This is a genomic window from Halomonas sp. 3D7M (assembly GCF_014897885.1).
In the GTDB taxonomy this organism is placed as follows: Bacteria; Pseudomonadota; Gammaproteobacteria; order Pseudomonadales; family Halomonadaceae; genus Vreelandella.
Map to the genome: position 1 here is coordinate 107,462 of NZ_JABUZF010000170.1, position 15,597 is coordinate 123,058.

The following is a 15,597-nucleotide window of genomic DNA, read 5'->3' on the forward strand; positions in this document are numbered from 1 at the left end:
AAATGCCCGACCAAGCCTACTTGGTCGGGCATTTTTGTCGCCTTCGTTAATGGCTAACAAGGCATAAGTTAGTGAGCTACTTTATTGCTCGCCCAGCTTGCCAGCTTTGCGATTACCAAACCAATAATGGTCAACAGGATAACGACCAGAAGAATATCGACTGGACGAATCAACGTTGTAGCACCCAACACGGCTAATGCTGCCACCCATAAATAGCGGTTGTCGCCATGTGTTTTTAATACCTCAGGCAGCATTTTATCCAGCCCCTGACTGACACTGCTATCCCAGCGTTTGTTCGCAAAGTAGGCAATTAGCACAAAGGCGATAACCCAAATCAAGAAGATCGTCATAACCAGCTCCAGTGAATGTTGTCTAAAGGGGGAAAAGAAGTTGTCGTAGGGTATCCCCGGTTACCCCGTGGCGCAATAGCGCCAAAGGAGTGGGAGGAGGAAAAAGCCTGTTTACCCCCTGACAAGCAAGCTCTCACGCGTTACCATGTTGGGACATGCACTCACCGAAAGGTTATTAAATGCAAATTGCGCAAAACTCGGTTGTCGCGTTCCACTACACCCTGACCAATGATGCAGGTGAAGTGCTAGACAGTTCCGAAGGCCGTGAGCCGCTGACGTATCTACACGGCGCTGGCAACATTATTCCGGGTCTGGAAAAAGAGCTCGAAGGCCGTGCCGAAGGCGATAAGCTGAACGTAAAAGTAACCCCAGAAGAGGGCTACGGTGAAGTTCAAGAACAGCTGATGCAAGAAGTACCTCGCGATGCGTTCCAAGGCGTTGAAAGCATTGAGCCGGGCATGCAGTTCCAAGCCCAGACTCAAGGCGGCCCGCTGATGGTTACCGTCAAGAAAGTTGAAGGCGACACAGTTGTAGTTGATGGCAACCACCCGCTGGCTGGCCAACATCTTAACTTCGATGTTGAGATTGCAACCGTTCGTGAAGCAAGCCAGGAAGAAGTCGAGCACGGTCATGTGCACGGCGAAGGCGGCGTAGAGCACTAAGTTGCTTAACGCGTGCTTATAGGGCGGCCTAGGGCCGCCCTTTTTAATGGGCGCTCCCCCGCTTTACTCCTCAGGGATAATCACCAACTGTCCATAGCGCACGCTACGTGATGATGTCACTTCATCAGAAAACTGCTTCAACGCGCTACCCTGCCCCTTTAATAACGCCACTTCCAGACAGCTATCATGATTAATATGCACATGAAGCGTCGATAGCGTTAGATCATGATGATCATGAGAGTGTCGGGTTAAGCGTTTCGATAAGTCTCGCGCCGCATGATCGTACACATAGACAAGCGCGCCCATACACGGCGCTTCGGGCGCAACCTCCTCTTTGGCCTGCTTTAACCCACTGCGTGTTAAATCGCGTATCGCTTCTGAGCGGTTTTGGTAGCCGCGCGCATGCATCAATGCATCGACCTCGCTCAGCAGTTCCTCATCCAGCGTTACCGTTACCCGTTGCATATTCTCTCCTAAACTAACGCCGCAAGCGCGGAGCCACCGTGACTTCCAGCCCTTATAGTATGATGTTATTGTAAAAACATCATACGGTTGGTTTCTGGGGTGCCTCATGCGTCGTACTATCTTACTGGGTCTGGCGGCTACGTGCGTCGCGTTTAGCTCCCCCGCCATCAGCAAAGAGCAATTGGTGTTGGCAATCGGCGGAGAGCCCGAGCAGGGATTCAACCCACTGCTTGGCTGGGGCCAGTACGGTAGTCCGCTTTTTCAATCGACGTTGCTAACCCGCGGACGTGACCTTACACCAGAAGCCGGCTTAGCAACGGCATGGACACTGTCAGAAGATCGACTCACCTGGATACTCACTCTGCGCGATGACGCTCGCTTTAGTGACGGCACACCGTTGACTGCCAAGGATGTTGCCTACACCTTTAATGCCGCAAAACAAGCCGGTGGCCGGGCCGATTTAAGCGCACTGAACAACGCCAGCGCCATCGATAACACTACCGTGGAACTGTCTTTAAACGCGCCGCGGATTACCTTTATCGATCAGTTAATGACGCTTGGTATCGTTCCTGACGCTAACAGAGAAAATGGTTATCGCGAAGGCTACGGTAGACAACCGCTGGGCTCAGGCCCTTATCGGCTAGTCGAATGGCAAGAGGGCGAGCAACTAATTGTAGAGCGGAACCCCTATTTCCATGGCCCCACACCGGCCTTTGAACGACTGGTGTTTGTATTTACTGGCGAAGAGTCCACGTTAAGCGCGGCCCATGCTGGGCAGCTCGACCTTGCCGCTGTGCCACCAGCACTCGCCACCAACCTACCAAGCGATATGCAGCGCATCGTCATGGAAAGCGTCGATAATCGAGGTATTTTGTTTCCTATGCAGCCTGCCACGGGCGAGCAGGCCGCGTCTGGTGCGCCTATCGGTAACGATGTTACTGCCGATAGTGCGATACGCCGGGCGGTTAATCTTGCCCTTGATCGAAACACTCTCGTTGACGTCGCTCTTAATGGTTTTGGACGCCCCGCATTTGGCCCTGCCGATGGGCTACCCTGGAGCCTGGATGACGAAGCCTTTACAGCGCCCAACCGTGACCGTGCCAATGCGCTACTCGATGCAGCAGGCTGGGAGCGCCATGCCGACGGGCTACGCTATAAAAACGGCCAGCCCGCCCGTTTTCGCTTGACCTACCCTGCCAGCGACACCACTCGCCAACTGCTCGCCCAGGTAAGCGCCGAGATGGTACGCCCACTGGGCATTGAGATGCAGCCGACAGGCCGCCACTGGGACGAAATACAGCGTGAAGCACTGCACCAAGACGCCATCGTCTTCGGCTTTGGCAGCCACAGCCCACAAGAGGTGTACTACCTGTTTCATAGCCAGCACGCGGGGTTTGGCTTCTATAACAGTGGCTATTACTCAAACGCGACGGTGGATAGCCACCTAGAAGCCGCTCAAGCGGCCGCAGGGGCAGAAGAAGCTAACCGCCACTGGCAAGCCGCCCAGTGGGATGGCAATACGGGCTATGGCTTTAGGGGCGATACTAGCTGGGCATGGATGGTTAACCTAGCCCATGTATATGCAGCCAACACCTGCCTTGACCTTGGGGAATTAGGCATTGCGCCTCACGGCCACGGCTGGCCGATTACCGCCAACCTGCTTGAATGGCGCTGGACGTGCGATTGATTAAGACACTGGCAAGCCGCTTAGTACGGCTAGCATTGGTATTGCTGTGCGTCGCTATAGTGACGTTTGGGTTAGTCATGCTCTCGCCTATTGACCCTGTGGATGCCTATCTTGGCCCTCAAATGGCACAGGTAAGCCCCGAACAGCGCGCCCTAATCGCTGAAAGGTGGGGCTTTGATGCCTCGCCTGCCGTTCAATTTGGTCATTGGCTAAGCCAATTGCTAAGTGGCGAGTTAGGCTGGAGTCATATCTACAATCAACCGGTTAGCGAAGTTATCAATCAGCGTTTCCAACGCTCTTTTATCTTGCTGGGTAGCGCTTGGCTAATGTCGTTGCTTGTTGGCTTTGCGCTGGGCGTCATCGCCGGTGCGAAAGAAGGCTCACCACTCGACCGGCTGATTAGTGGCTACGCCTATGTCACCGCCTCAACGCCTGCTTTTTGGCTTGGCATGTTGGCTGTACTACTGTTCTCCGTTTATCTCGGCTGGACCCCGACCTGCTGCGCCGGGCCGGTGGGCGTACTCAACCAAGACGTTAGCATGCTGACTCGATTGCACCACTTAGTACTCCCAATGATGACACTGGCCCTGCTAGGCATCGCCACCATCACCCTTCACACCCGCGCACGCATGATAGCGCTGATGAACTCCGACATCGCCCTTCACGCTTTTGCCCAAGGAGCCAGCCGATCAGATATCGCCTGGCGTCATGGCCTACGTCATGCCAGTCTCCCGGCACTAACGCTCGCTTTTGCTTCGCTGGGAGAGTTGTTTGGCGGCTCAATATTAATCGAGCAGGTATTTGCCTACCCCGGCCTTGGACAAGCCACTGTTGAAGCAGGACTACGTAGTGATGTTCCGCTACTGCTTGGGATAGCGCTGTTTACCGCGCTGTTTGTCAGTGTCGGCAATCTGATCGCAGATAGCCTGTATCCACTTATCGACCCACGCATGGCACAGGAACAGCCATGAGGATGATCCAACCACGCTTAGCCGCCGCTGGCTATATTGGCCTTCTACTCATAGTATTGGTTTTGCTGATAAGTAGCCCATGGTGGGCAGGTCATAGCGCGGCACAAATGCAGTTTGATGCGCGCCTTATGCCACCGAGCACCAGCCATTGGCTAGGCACCGACGCTTTGGGACGCGAGCTATGGTCGCGAACACTGGCTGGGTTAAGGCTCAGCTTTTGGGTAGGACTAAGCGCTGCGCTACTCGGCACACTCATTGCGTTAACACTAGCGACGCTAGCCACACTTTCAACCACGCTAGATGCGCTAGTTAGCCTGCTGATTGACACACTGCTAAGCGTACCGCATCTGATATTGCTACTACTGTTAGCCTTTGCTTTAGGTGGTGGTACACAGGCAGTGATTATTGCCGTGGCGCTTACCCACTGGCCAAGTTTAGCCAGGATACTGCGGGCGGAGCTCTTTTCCCTACGCCATGCCCCCTATGTCGCTATTTCCCAGGCACTAGGAAAAAGCCGCCGTTTTATTTTAGTACACCACTTACTCCCCCATTTAATTCCCCAGTGCATTGTTGGCGCGCTGTTGTTGTTTCCTCACGCCATTCTGCATGAAGCCGCTCTGACTTTCCTAGGCGTAGGTTTAGACCCAACCCAACCCGCTATCGGGGTATTACTCGCCGATGCTATGCGCTACTTAACCGGGGGCTTTTGGTGGTTAGGGGTATTCCCAGGCCTAGGGTTACTGCTGATGGTGCTATCGATTGATCGTTTAGCGGTGCAATTGCGTCGCGCTCTATAACGGGAGGGAGCTAGCATGCTGTATATAGAGAACCTGACGCTGCAATTGCCCTACTACAAGCACTGGTGGCGACGAGAGTGGACCACCTGCGTTGATAACCTGTCGTTAAGCATACACCCCGGTGAAGTACATGCCGTCATTGGTGCATCCGGCGCAGGCAAAAGCCTGCTAGCCTACACGATTATGGGATTACTGCCGGAAGCGGCAAAAACCAGTGGTCAGCTATTTTTTAAAGATACGCCATTGACCGCTGAGCGCCAGCGCCAGCTAAGAGGCCGCCAGCTGGCCCTCATTCCGCAATCGCTCAATGCCCTAGACCCACTCGCTAGTAGTCAACGCCAAGTCAGTTGGGCGGCTCGCCGGGCAGGGCAAAGCAAAACCGTTGCTTGGCGCAGCGCAGAGCGCACACTAAATCATTATCAGCTCAATCATCACGCCCAGCGGGCATACCCCCACCAGCTTTCAGGCGGCATGGCGCGGCGTGTTTTAGCCGCCATGGCCCAAATAGGTAACGCTAGCCTGATTATTGCCGACGAACCAAGCGTAGGTTTAGACCCTCAACAGCGCGATCGTGTATTGGCCGCTCTAAAGGCGCTCGCGCTTGAGGGGAAGGCCATCATGCTAATTACCCACGATTTGCGCCATGCGTTACCCATAGCCGACCATGTAACGATATTGCGCCAGGGAAAGTGCATTGAAGCCACCCCTGCCATTGCCTTTCAAGGCAATGGGGAACAGCTTAAAAGCACCTATGCCTGCGCGCTATGGAATGCTCTGCCCGACAACACCTTTAGTACTCAGGTGCGTGCTAACGAAAGTGCCACTCATGCTGATGCCATCGACCTGTCTAAGGAGCCAACCATTGCTTGATGCGCAAAAAATCACCTTTGGCTTCCGTTCTCAAGCACCTCTATTAACGCAACTTTCGCTATCACTTGAGCGGGGAGAATGGCTAGGGCTAAGCGGTGACTCAGGGGCAGGCAAATCTACGCTGGGAAAACTCTTGGCTGGCTTACTGCGGCCACAACAGGGTGAGATTTATGCCGACGATAAGCCATTACTCTCTCGTGGACTGCGGCCGGTACAGTGGCTGCCGCAATCACCGGAGCTTGCCGTCAACCCACGTTGGCGAGTAAAGAAAGTACTCTGCGAGGCATGGTGCCCTTACGAATCATTAATACAGGACTTTGGCATCCAACCTGATTGGCTATCGCGTTATCCAAGTACCTTATCTGGCGGAGAATTACAGCGGGTATGCGTATTGCGGGCGTTAGCCCCAGGTGTGCGCTATCTGATCGCTGATGAAATCTCAACCATGCTCGATCCCATCACCCAAGTGGAGCTATGGCAGGCAATAAGAAAAGTTGCCGACCGCCACCAACTTGGCGTGTTAGTGATCAGCCATGACGCAGCACTGCTAGCGCGATTGTGTACTCGACGCCTCCATTTAGCCCAAGGTACGCTTAGCGCAGTTCACGACGCTCGAAGCGCCATAAACCAATGCTAATGATTAGCGTGACGCAAAGCAGTAGCCAAGACCCCACCGCTACGCCCTGCCACTGCGCCCAACGCCAAAATGGTTCTAGCCAGAATCCACCAATACTTGCCCCGAGGTAGTAAAACACTAAGTACAGCGCTGAGGCACTGCCCCTAGCACCTTGTGCATAGCGACCCACCCAGCTAGAGGCCAGGGAGTGTGCTAAGAAAAAACCAAACGCGTTAATGGTGAGACCAACAATAATCAGCGGCAGAGAATTGGCCAGCGTTACCGCCGTACCTAGCATCAAAATTAAGATGCCCACGCTCATGCAGCTCGCGGGTGAAAAACGTCCGGCTAATCGGCCTGATACCGTAGAGCCAAGCGTCCCCCCCAGATAGGTCAGGAAAATCAGCCCCAAGCTGCTAGCCGCTAATTGATAAGGCTCACCAGCCAAACGGAATGTGATATAGCTGTACTGATTGATAAAAATGAGAAAGTTAATTCCGCCCAGGCAATAAGCCGCCAACAGCACCGGCGTGCTCAAATGCCCAAGCAGATCACCGGCCGCTTGGCGAAATTTAAAACGCTTGGGTGTAAAGGCTCGACTATTGGGTAGCAGTCGCCAAAAAACCGCGCACCCGATTACCGTCATGATTCCTACCGCTAAAAATGCCGCCGAGGGGCCACCTAAGGTCGCCGCCCCACCGCCTACAATTCGGCCACTAATACCGCCCAGCGAATTGGCGCCGATATACAGACCAACCGCACTGAGCAAAGCGGGCTTTTCAAACTCATCTCCCATCCATGCAATCGCAACGGCTGGCAACCCGCCCAACACAAAACCCTGCAGTAAACGCAGCAATAATAAGCTTTCGAACGTAGGTGCAAACGCCAATGCGAGGGAGAGACCGCCTGCTAAGAGCAACGTGATGCGCATAATAGCCTCACGGCCAATCGCATCAGACAGGGGGCCAAATATGAGTAGCGCGAAAGCAAGGGAAAGCGTGGAGGCGGACATCAAAAAACTAACACCTAAGGTAGATACCCCATAGGTGTCCTTCAGCCCGGGGAGCAGCGGTTGCGGGACATATAAGTTGATAAAAACAAGGAACGACCCTAGGCAAAGAGCCGCAGTCGCGCGCCACCAGGCGCGCGTTCTAGCCTCGATCATATGATGTCCACACTAAGCAAAACTGATAGCAGACATTTACGGCATATAGCGGTTACTAAGCTGGGCTAAATTGGTCGGCTCTAGCGCGCGCCGAGACTGCCAATAGTAGCGCTGCCAGTAGCTGTTATCCAAACGAGAGATCATGACTCCCTTGGAAGAGGACGCGTGTAAAAAACGGCCATCCCCTACATAAATGCCCACATGGTTGTATCGACCTGGGGGGCGGAAGAAGACCAGATCGCCCGCCTGCAGCTCTTGGCGGTCGATCGGGCGTCCCTCATGTACTTGATCATAGGTAGAGCGTGGCAGCTCTAAATTAAATGTGTCACGAAACACATTTCTTACCAGAGCAGAGCAATCAATGCCTTGTTTCGAGGTGCCGCCAATTCGGTACGGCGTCCCCGCCCATCGCTGATGCTGCTCTAAAAGTGCTTGCCGAATGATCGTAGGTGGCGGCGTCTGAAGGCTACGCAGTTGGCCAGTGGCGTTACTGACCGGGGACATTGCGAGGTTTTCACCTTCTGCCAATCCCGGCAGCGCCATTGAGAAATAATTCTCGGGTGGCTCCATGCCCTGGCGTGAGGCGGAGCCCGCACAACCAGTTAAAACAGCGACAACAGCACAAACACTTACAACACGGACAGCGGTCACAGCGGGGTGTGGTGACGCAACCATGCGATTAACCTCGTAACAATAAAAATATTTAATGGGAATGAGGTATGAAAAAACTCATTTTTTTCAAACCCTGGACTATAAGCTAATTACCCTGTGCTTGGCGAGCTTCAATGCAAAATTCGCTGATCGCCCGGTAACGTATCGATATGTAGCGGCGCAAAGTGGCGCGGTTTATTACCAGGAAAATCAAGGCTCGCCCAGGGACCAGCCAGTATAGGGGCGCCACACAACCATGCGACTAACGCCTGCCGAAACCCAGCCAGAAAGCTTTCTCGCTCAGGTGTTTCGCCCATAAAAAACGAAAAACCGGCGTACATTCCCGCGGAGTACTCTTGCCAGCCAGAATAGTGATTAGCCGCCAGCTTATAAGCACGATCCAACACGTCGGCAAACGCTTGCCGGTCTAACCAACCAAGCTGGCGCGCCGCAATGGCGAGGTCGACTAATTGAGCAATGTCCCAGGCAGCCATATCTACATCGTTACAACCATCTTCATTACTTTGCACCCGACGCAGGCGGAGCAGATGATGGCGCTCCTCCTCGGCACAATCACCCGACTCTAAAATAGCGATTTCGGCATCTAAGCGATCAGGATTAAGTGTGTAGGGCGCATAGTTAATCTGGTACTCCTGACGATCCCCAGATTCGAGCATGAAGGTCAAGAATTCCTGCATGTCATCAGCACTGGTCAGATGATAATGGCTTTCCACCCATTCACGGATATCAGCGCACTCTCTAGGGCTTTCCACTTGAGGCTCACTCCACACAGCGCTATTAAGCGGCCCAACCAGCGACATGGCCGTAAAATGACTTAGCGTTGGCCGTTCACCAGGTTCACACCACGCATCAGGATGCCAATTCAACCAATGGAAAAGACTGCCGGGATCCTCTAAGTGCCAGGCAATTTCATTAATTAATGAATCGTGCTCCGGCTCTGGTAAGCAGCTTTCCCAAGCAAACCATGCTTCAAGCAAACGCTTTGGTGTGGCATAAAAGCGACACAGGCAACTACGCAAAGCGCTGGCATGCGTCATCAGTGGTTCACGCTCAAAGAGGCTGCTGTCCAGCACCATATGTAAGTAGAACGCGAACTTCTCTGCCATATGAATAGTGGCAGCATGACGGCTAACCCCTTTTACTGCATTACGCTGCTTTAGCTCGTCAGGCGTAGGCTGACCAAACGGCGTCTGCGATGGCGGTATAACGCCATGAACGGCGTCTGCGGCAAGCTGATTAAGATGGTGCGCCTGGGCCGGTAGCCAATAGCGCACCAACGCTTGGTGCCCCTCATCAGCATGCAGGTCTAACGAATCCTGAAGGTAGACCGCCGCCTCGGCTCGGCGCTGCTCTGAAATAGGCGCTGATGGATTCAACTGGCGCAGCATTACATCCGGTTCTCGCACGCTGGCCAGGGCCAGTAACCAATGATGGGAAGTATTTCTCCACTGTTTAATGCGTTCACGAGACGCGCTCAGCGTTGGCTCATCCAGCAGCGAGCTTAGTGGACATTTCCACGGACTATGAGGCGCCTGCGTCAGGAGCTTATGCCGTGTACTCGGCGTCATACCACGCCGATCGACCCCTTCAAACAAACTTTGGCCTCGCATATAGGCTTTCAGCACCGCGTACCAATCATGGTAACGACGGCTTATTAAGTCAGCCGCATGCGCTGCGAGATCATCAGCCTCCGCTTGGCTTAACCAGCCACAGCAAGCGCCCGCCCACGCCAATTCAACCAGTCGTAGCCAATCCCAAGCGGCCCACTCCAGTGGCTCACCTTGGCTGACGAATGTAGTCAACACCGGTGCATAAGGGGCATCTGCAACAGCACCCCGCTGCCACTCTTGGCGCTGAGCATGATCCATAGTGAGCAGTTCACGGGCTTCGATATCCCAGCTCTGCCGCTCCCCCTGGGCGCTTAACCACAGCATCACTTCAAGCAACTGATCACGATCATGAACCTGCCAGATACGTGCTAGCCATTCAGGGGCGTCTGGCCAGTCAGCAGAACTTGCTGGGTAACTGAGCACAGAGCGAAACAGCGCACATAGACGCCACGGCTGTGCTGATTGGCTCTCTGGCCATAGCGCCTGGGGTTCAGGTAATCGTGCCAGTGCGGCGTCAAGAACTTGCCAAGTGATGCCTTCGCCTTCACTTTCTAAATCCGCTAGCGCCTGACAAGCGTCAATAAAGCGATCATCCGCGCCGGTTTCCCACCCTTTCACGCCAAGCGCTCGGCGCAGGTCGGAAAGCCAAGCGCGCAGATCGCTGTAATCAGACGTAATACGAAGGGTAATATGATGCGCCCACGTTTGCGCCTGAGATTGTGTCAGCCAGCCTGCCGCGCCTGCTAGCGCTGCCCACTCTAGCGCCCCCAATAGTCGATCAGCTTCACCGGCTGGGGCATCCAGCGCAAAAAAGAGCTGATCAGCCAACTCGCCACGGTGTGCAATACCCAGCTGTAGCAGACGTTGTTCGGCCGCTCCCGCATCCACCGTCAGCGGATGCGGCGTAAAGGCCCAATCACACAGCACAAGCTGTTGAGCCCACCAGGCATTCAGTGCATCGGCCAAAAGACACCTCTAAGAAACAGGAAGCTATTAATGAAAATAAAAAAGAGTGAGCAGCCTACACAATAAGGCCGCTTAAAATAAAAAGAGACGCCGTTGTAACGACATCGTCAAAATGGCATTGCTAAGAGGGCATAGTGTAACGGAAAGTGGCGCGCAGGCCGATAGCGATGAAACGTTAAAACGAGGCAAAAAACGAGCACCTAAAACAGCACTGCCCGGCGCAGGGCCGGGCAGCAAATAATGCACTAGGTTGGCTATGCTAAGCGCTTTTAACTTTACTGATTATCCATAACAACACGACTGCACCGACGGTTGCGGTCACCAACGAACCGATAAAACCGCCCGCTTGCAGACCTAACAGGCTAAATAAAAACCCGCCAAGCACTGCGCCAACAACACCGACACCAATATTGCCCAAAATACCAAAACCACCGCCACGCATGATGTTGCCAGCGATCCAGCCAGCCAAACCACCAATAATCAACCACGCAATAAAGCCCATAGTGCCTCCTTGATGTTCACTTTCGTCAGGGTTTTACCTATAACATCTTAACTGCAACGTTTTATCCGCAGTGTTTTACGTATAACTGTTGCTTGTCCTACCATAGCACACGGCGCTACTGTCCTGCCCATTTGATCCCCTTCCTTACAAGGAAACCCTATGATTCCCGATTCTCTCAAGCAATTACTGTCCGATGTAGACGGCCACCAGCAGGTAACCTGGCAAGGACGCGACATAGCGCTGTTCAAGATGGCTTGGGGAGAAATGGCCATTAGCCTACAGGGCGCACAAGTGCTGCATTTTGAACCCGCTGACGACACCGGCTGGCTTTGGGTTACCCCCACACCGCAGGCGCTTCCAGGTGCGATCCGTGGTGGTATTCCCCTATGCTGGCCCTGGTTTGGCGACGAACGCTATGCCGATGAAAGCCCTGACCGTAACGGCCCTTTTCACGGGCTTGCTCGTCACGCTCAGTGGCGTTTAGACGCGATTGATGACCATGCTGAAGGTATTGAAGTGCATCTCTCTCCTATCGAGCGTCTACATAGTCAGCTAACCGCTCGCGTCGTCATTCAAGCGAATGCCCAACGCTTGAACGTCGAATTGATTAGCGAAAATATTGGCGAAGTACCGGTCAAAATCAGCGGGGCGCTACATACCTATTTGGCGGTTAGTGATGTGCACCAGTGCCGCCTGGAAGGGTTGGCCGGCGCACGTTATTTAGACAAACTGCGCGGCTTTGGCGAAGACCAACAACAGGGTACGCTGGCTATTCGCGGCGCCGTCGACCGTATTTATCACACCAATGAAGCCGTACTGTTGAACGATGGGCAGCGCACGCTGCGTATTGCCAAACAATCCAGCGACTCCACCGTGGTGTGGCACCCAGACAGCGATTTGCCCAGCGATACGCCAGCCGACGCGGCACGTCACTTTTTTTGCGTTGAAGCTGCTAACACCCGCCTCGATCCAGTATGGCTAGTCCCCGGCGCACAACACCTACTAGGTACGACATTAAGCCGCGGTTAATCCTCGGTTCATCAAGGCTTTGTTATCATCAAAGCAATTAATGTTTTTAAGGGAGACATAATGGATCCACAGCAATGGCTGGAGGCTGCCACCTTTGCCTTTAACCTGATCGGCATGGTGGTATGCTTAGTTGGCTTAACACTTGCGCAAAAAATGCAGCGCCGCTGGCCAGGGTATAGCGTCGCTGTGGTTGGGTTTATCATCGCCACCCTACCCATGCTTTCCCAGGTTGTACTAATAAGGAATTGATAGGATGCGCCAGCCGTTAAGTCGCGAACTGAGCAATTTATTAGAGCGAGGCCGTGACCGGCAATTAAGGCTGGCGGTAACGGGGCTGTCTCAGGCAGGGAAAACCGCGTTTCTAACGTCTCTGGTTAACCAACTGCGCCACGCTGGGGTAGAGGCTCAACTAGACTTGTTACCCGCCGCCCGTGAAGGGCGTTTGCTGGGTGCGCAGCGGTTGAACCAGCCTGACCTTGGCGTGCCGCGTTTCCCCTATGATCCTGGCATGGCGGCGCTACGTGCTACGCCGCCGCGCTGGCCCGAACCCACCCGTGGCATCAGTGAACTGCGCTTACAGCTACGCTACCGCCCTGCCCAACAGGGCTGGTTCACCCCAGATATTGCCCACTTAACCCTCGACTTGTTCGACTACCCAGGCGAGTGGCTGCTGGATTTACCCCTGCTACAGCACGATTTTTACAGCTGGTGCCAGGCGCAGTCACTGCATGAAGGGCCACACCGGAAGGTGTTATTCAGCGAATGGCTAGCGGAGGCTGAACAATTAGACCCTGCCGCCGAGGCTGATGAAGCTAAACTGGCAGCGCTCGCAGATGCCTATGCCCAAGGTCTTCGCCGGGCTAAACAGGCAGGCTTTTCCGATCTTCAGCCAGGACGTTTTTTGCTCCCTGGCGAGCTAGATGGCGCGCCAGTACTGCAATTTTTTCCGCTACCTGAATTAAATGCACCAAAAGAAACCCTGGAAGCACTACCTGATACTAGTATTTACGCCACCTTGGCCGCGCGCTTTCGCTACTATCAGCAGCAAGTGGTACGGCCCTTTTATCGTGACCATTTCCGTCGTTTCGACCGTCAGATTGTGCTGGTCGATGTGCTTGGTGCGCTTAATGCCGGGCCGGAACGCTTTGAAGACCTTTCCCATGCGCTGCGCCAACTGATGCAAAGCTTCGATTACGGCAAGCGCAGCCTGTTAACGCGTCTATTTGCGCCGAAAATAGACCGTCTGGCCATTGCTGCAACTAAAGCTGATCACGTGACGCCCGACCAGCACGGCAATGTTGTGCAACTGCTGGAGGCGTTACTCGCTGAGCCGCTTAAAGACCTGCGCTTTGCCGACATTCCGGTGAAGGCACTGTCACTGGCAGCCATACGCGCCACTGAAGCCCGTGAAGTGCTCCACGAAGGCAAACGCACCCCCGCACTAAAAGGCACTACCCTGGAAGGTGAAGACGTACTGGTCTACCCGGGTGACGTGCCAAACCGCCTTCCGAAACCCGACTTTTGGCAGCAGCAAGGCTTCGACTTTCCCAGCTTTCGCCCCATGTCTATTGACAGCGAAGCGCTTTCACACATCCGCATGGACGCCGCTATCGACTGGCTGATTGGAGATAAATTGATATGAGTAATCCTCAGCCGCGCCGGGATTTTCAAACAGAAGAAGCACCCGCCCCCAACCCCGAACAGTTGCGGCAGCGTGAAAGCTTTGCCGCGACTGAATCGCATCAGCCGCTGACTCTCCAGGCAGACATCAAAGCACTTCCGGAAGCGAGCCTGAGCACACCCCGAAAGCGCCGTTGGGGGTTGATGTTTGCCCTGGTCGGCGGTGCTACGTTGGGCAGCGTAGAACTGGCCACCGGCATTCCAGACGCCTTTTCCCAGTCACAGTGGATGACCATGGCTTGGCAGCTGTTTGGCATTAGCTTGATTGGTTTAGGCGGCTTGTCGTTGTTGAAAGAGCTTGGCCGTCTGCGCCGCTTAAAGCGCCATGACCGATTACGCCATGACCTCGCCGAGCTGCCACAGCGCTCTACCAAGCAAGCCCAATCCATGGCAGAGCAGCTCAAGCGCCAGCTAAAACTGAGCGACGATGATCCTCATTGGCAGGCATTTCAACGCGCCTGCCAGCCCCACCATAGCGGTGAAGAGATACAAACACTGCTGCGCTACCACCTACTGGCACCCCGCGACCGCGAAGCCCAACGCCTGATTACCCGTATGTCTGGCGAAACGGCCATTATGGTGGCTATCAGCCCACTTACATTGGTGGATATGGCACTGGTGGCCTGGCGCAGTCTTGCCATGGTCGACAGACTCTGCCGCCTTTACGGACTTGAGCTTGGTTACGCTAGCCGTCTACGACTGTTTCGCAATGTGCTGCATAACATGGCTTTTGCGGGAGCCAGTGAACTGGCCACTGACGCCAGCATGGATATGCTTTCGCTTGATTTGGCAGGCAGGCTTTCCGCCCGTGCGGGCCAAGGCTTGGCCACAGGCCTACTGAGCGCCCGTTTAGGGCTACGCGCCCAGCGTCTATGTCGCCCGGTGGCCTTTACGGATGAAGAGCAACCCAAGTTGGCCGATCTACGCCAAGACCTGTGGAGGCAAATCAAACGGCTCGATAAAGAGCCCGTTGCACAAGATCGTTAAACGGGATGGTTCGAGGCGATCCAATCGAGAAACGTGCGTTTGCCAGCCCCATTGTCATTTGGGTTGGCATCAATGATGCCGTAACCATTAGGCGTCGCCAGACTGAGATGCTTCAGTCCGACCAGCATGCCACGCTCGAGCATGTCTTCGACTAGCCCTCTCCAACCCAGCGCTACGCCTTGCCCTGCAATCGCCGCTTGAATCAACAGCGTATAGTTATTGAAATCCAGTTCGGAAGATTGCCCATAAGGCGCCCCACCCATTTGCTTGAAGTATGTCGGCCAATCCAGCCAGTGCTGCCGTTGATCAGCGGTAAGGGTCAGCAGGGGGACTTCAGCAAGCGATGAGAGCTGTTCCAAAGGGCCGTACTGTTTCAAAAAACCAGCACTACAGACGGGAAAAACCTCTTCCTGAAACAATGGAGAAGCGTTTTTCATCCCCCGTTCATCACAGAACATAATGGCCACATCGACCTCTTGCCCTCTCCAATCAAAGACTTCCTGGCTAGTTAAAATGCGCACGTCGATATTGGGGTGCTGCTGCCGAAATATCGGCAGCCGCGGCATCA

At 54.3% G+C, this 15,597-nt stretch carries 17 protein-coding genes; 10 read left to right on the forward strand and 7 right to left on the reverse strand.

Going from position 1 to position 15,597, the window contains the following annotated elements:
- Window positions 1–68: 68 nt before the first annotated feature.
- The gene (locus INT22_RS09155) at window positions 69–350 is read right to left on the reverse strand and encodes a hypothetical protein (protein WP_193061612.1); all 282 of its coding nucleotides are present in this window, start codon (window positions 348–350) and stop codon (window positions 69–71) included.
- Between the two features lie 179 nt (window positions 351–529).
- Here INT22_RS09155 and INT22_RS09160 point away from each other — a divergent pair, with 179 nt between their 5' ends.
- The gene (locus INT22_RS09160; RefSeq protein WP_009722554.1) at window positions 530–1,012 is read left to right on the forward strand and encodes an FKBP-type peptidyl-prolyl cis-trans isomerase; all 483 of its coding nucleotides are present in this window, start codon (window positions 530–532) and stop codon (window positions 1,010–1,012) included.
- A gap of 63 nt (window positions 1,013–1,075) precedes the next feature.
- Here INT22_RS09160 and nikR read toward each other — a convergent pair whose 3' ends face one another.
- Entirely contained in the window at window positions 1,076–1,477 is a 402-nt protein-coding gene (gene nikR / locus INT22_RS09165) for a nickel-responsive transcriptional regulator NikR (protein ID WP_038482498.1), read from the reverse strand.
- A gap of 106 nt (window positions 1,478–1,583) precedes the next feature.
- Between nikR and INT22_RS09170 the strand changes: the two genes are divergently transcribed.
- The 5 genes from INT22_RS09170 to INT22_RS09190 are packed head-to-tail and all read left to right on the forward strand — an operon-like array spanning window position 1,584 to window position 6,439.
- Window positions 1,584–3,164, forward strand: coding sequence for an ABC transporter substrate-binding protein (locus INT22_RS09170; protein WP_193068102.1), 1,581 nt, complete (start codon window positions 1,584–1,586; stop codon window positions 3,162–3,164).
- Window positions 3,155–4,135: an ABC transporter permease gene (locus INT22_RS09175; protein ID WP_253920191.1), complete on the forward strand. Its 981-nt coding sequence runs from the start codon at window positions 3,155–3,157 to the stop codon at window positions 4,133–4,135. The genes INT22_RS09170 and INT22_RS09175 overlap by 10 nt, the downstream gene beginning before the upstream one ends.
- A complete protein-coding gene (locus INT22_RS09180; protein ID WP_095602368.1) occupies window positions 4,132–4,932 on the forward strand; it encodes an ABC transporter permease in 801 nt (266 codons plus the stop codon). Before INT22_RS09175 ends, INT22_RS09180 begins: the two co-directional genes overlap by 4 nt.
- 15 nt (window positions 4,933–4,947) lie before the next feature.
- Window positions 4,948–5,802: an ATP-binding cassette domain-containing protein gene (locus tag INT22_RS09185; protein WP_193068104.1), complete on the forward strand. Its 855-nt coding sequence runs from the start codon at window positions 4,948–4,950 to the stop codon at window positions 5,800–5,802.
- Window positions 5,795–6,439: an ABC transporter ATP-binding protein gene (locus tag INT22_RS09190; protein WP_193068105.1), complete on the forward strand. Its 645-nt coding sequence runs from the start codon at window positions 5,795–5,797 to the stop codon at window positions 6,437–6,439. Before INT22_RS09185 ends, INT22_RS09190 begins: the two co-directional genes overlap by 8 nt.
- Here INT22_RS09190 and INT22_RS09195 read toward each other — a convergent pair.
- The 4 genes from INT22_RS09195 to INT22_RS09210 all read right to left on the reverse strand — a co-directional run bounded on the left by INT22_RS09195 (window position 6,396) and on the right by INT22_RS09210 (window position 11,333).
- Window positions 6,396–7,583, reverse strand: coding sequence for an MFS transporter (locus tag INT22_RS09195; protein WP_193061607.1), 1,188 nt, complete (start codon window positions 7,581–7,583; stop codon window positions 6,396–6,398). The genes INT22_RS09190 and INT22_RS09195 overlap by 44 nt on opposite strands.
- 36 nt (window positions 7,584–7,619) lie before the next feature.
- On the reverse strand, window positions 7,620–8,258 hold the full coding sequence (locus tag INT22_RS09200; RefSeq protein WP_089038740.1) for a C40 family peptidase: 639 nt from the start codon (window positions 8,256–8,258) through the stop codon (window positions 7,620–7,622).
- A gap of 107 nt (window positions 8,259–8,365) precedes the next feature.
- Complete coding sequence (locus tag INT22_RS09205; protein WP_193061606.1) at window positions 8,366–10,831, reverse strand: DUF1266 domain-containing protein; 2,466 nt, start codon at window positions 10,829–10,831, stop codon at window positions 8,366–8,368.
- 259 nt (window positions 10,832–11,090) lie between these two features.
- Window positions 11,091–11,333, reverse strand: a complete 243-nt coding sequence (locus tag INT22_RS09210; RefSeq protein WP_009722543.1) for a GlsB/YeaQ/YmgE family stress response membrane protein — start codon at window positions 11,331–11,333, stop codon at window positions 11,091–11,093.
- A 159-nt stretch (window positions 11,334–11,492) separates the two neighbouring features.
- Between INT22_RS09210 and INT22_RS09215 the strand changes: the two genes are divergently transcribed.
- Genes INT22_RS09215 through INT22_RS09230 form a run of 4 tightly spaced genes read left to right on the forward strand, consistent with a single transcriptional unit; the run spans window position 11,493 to window position 15,029 of the window.
- Window positions 11,493–12,362 carry a D-hexose-6-phosphate mutarotase gene (locus INT22_RS09215; protein WP_193061605.1) on the forward strand — a complete coding sequence of 290 codons (870 nt, stop codon included), beginning with the start codon at window positions 11,493–11,495 and terminating at the stop codon, window positions 12,360–12,362.
- 60 nt (window positions 12,363–12,422) lie between these two features.
- Complete coding sequence (locus INT22_RS09220; protein WP_038482470.1) at window positions 12,423–12,611, forward strand: hypothetical protein; 189 nt, start codon at window positions 12,423–12,425, stop codon at window positions 12,609–12,611.
- Between the two features lie 4 nt (window positions 12,612–12,615).
- The gene (locus INT22_RS09225) at window positions 12,616–14,004 is read left to right on the forward strand and encodes a YcjX family protein (protein WP_193061604.1); all 1,389 of its coding nucleotides are present in this window, start codon (window positions 12,616–12,618) and stop codon (window positions 14,002–14,004) included.
- Window positions 14,001–15,029 carry a YcjF family protein gene (locus tag INT22_RS09230; RefSeq protein WP_193061603.1) on the forward strand — a complete coding sequence of 343 codons (1,029 nt, stop codon included), beginning with the start codon at window positions 14,001–14,003 and terminating at the stop codon, window positions 15,027–15,029. Before INT22_RS09225 ends, INT22_RS09230 begins: the two co-directional genes overlap by 4 nt.
- Here the strand turns inward: INT22_RS09230 and INT22_RS20585 are convergent.
- Window positions 15,026–15,597: LysR substrate-binding domain-containing protein (locus INT22_RS20585; protein ID WP_264298825.1), on the reverse strand; the 572-nt coding region annotated here is incomplete at its 5' end. The genes INT22_RS09230 and INT22_RS20585 overlap by 4 nt on opposite strands.

What these genes read in the sequence shown, in the direction of transcription:
- INT22_RS09215 (WP_193061605.1), top strand. Translation starts at nt 11,493, where the DNA reads ATGATTCCCGATTCTCTCAAGCAATTACTGTCCGATGTAGACGGCCAC.
- INT22_RS09160 (WP_009722554.1), top strand. Translation starts at nt 530, where the DNA reads ATGCAAATTGCGCAAAACTCGGTTGTCGCGTTCCACTACACCCTGACC.
- INT22_RS09170 (WP_193068102.1), top strand. Translation starts at nt 1,584, where the DNA reads ATGCGTCGTACTATCTTACTGGGTCTGGCGGCTACGTGCGTCGCGTTT.
- INT22_RS09225 (WP_193061604.1), top strand. Translation starts at nt 12,616, where the DNA reads ATGCGCCAGCCGTTAAGTCGCGAACTGAGCAATTTATTAGAGCGAGGC.
- nikR (WP_038482498.1), bottom strand. Translation starts at nt 1,477, where the DNA reads ATGCAACGGGTAACGGTAACGCTGGATGAGGAACTGCTGAGCGAGGTC.
- INT22_RS09200 (WP_089038740.1), bottom strand. Translation starts at nt 8,258, where the DNA reads ATGGTTGCGTCACCACACCCCGCTGTGACCGCTGTCCGTGTTGTAAGT.
- INT22_RS09185 (WP_193068104.1), top strand. Translation starts at nt 4,948, where the DNA reads ATGCTGTATATAGAGAACCTGACGCTGCAATTGCCCTACTACAAGCAC.
- INT22_RS09195 (WP_193061607.1), bottom strand. Translation starts at nt 7,583, where the DNA reads ATGATCGAGGCTAGAACGCGCGCCTGGTGGCGCGCGACTGCGGCTCTT.
- INT22_RS09210 (WP_009722543.1), bottom strand. Translation starts at nt 11,333, where the DNA reads ATGGGCTTTATTGCGTGGTTGATTATTGGTGGTTTGGCTGGCTGGATC.
- INT22_RS09180 (WP_095602368.1), top strand. Translation starts at nt 4,132, where the DNA reads ATGAGGATGATCCAACCACGCTTAGCCGCCGCTGGCTATATTGGCCTT.
- INT22_RS09230 (WP_193061603.1), top strand. Translation starts at nt 14,001, where the DNA reads ATGAGTAATCCTCAGCCGCGCCGGGATTTTCAAACAGAAGAAGCACCC.
- INT22_RS09155 (WP_193061612.1), bottom strand. Translation starts at nt 350, where the DNA reads ATGACGATCTTCTTGATTTGGGTTATCGCCTTTGTGCTAATTGCCTAC.
- INT22_RS09220 (WP_038482470.1), top strand. Translation starts at nt 12,423, where the DNA reads ATGGATCCACAGCAATGGCTGGAGGCTGCCACCTTTGCCTTTAACCTG.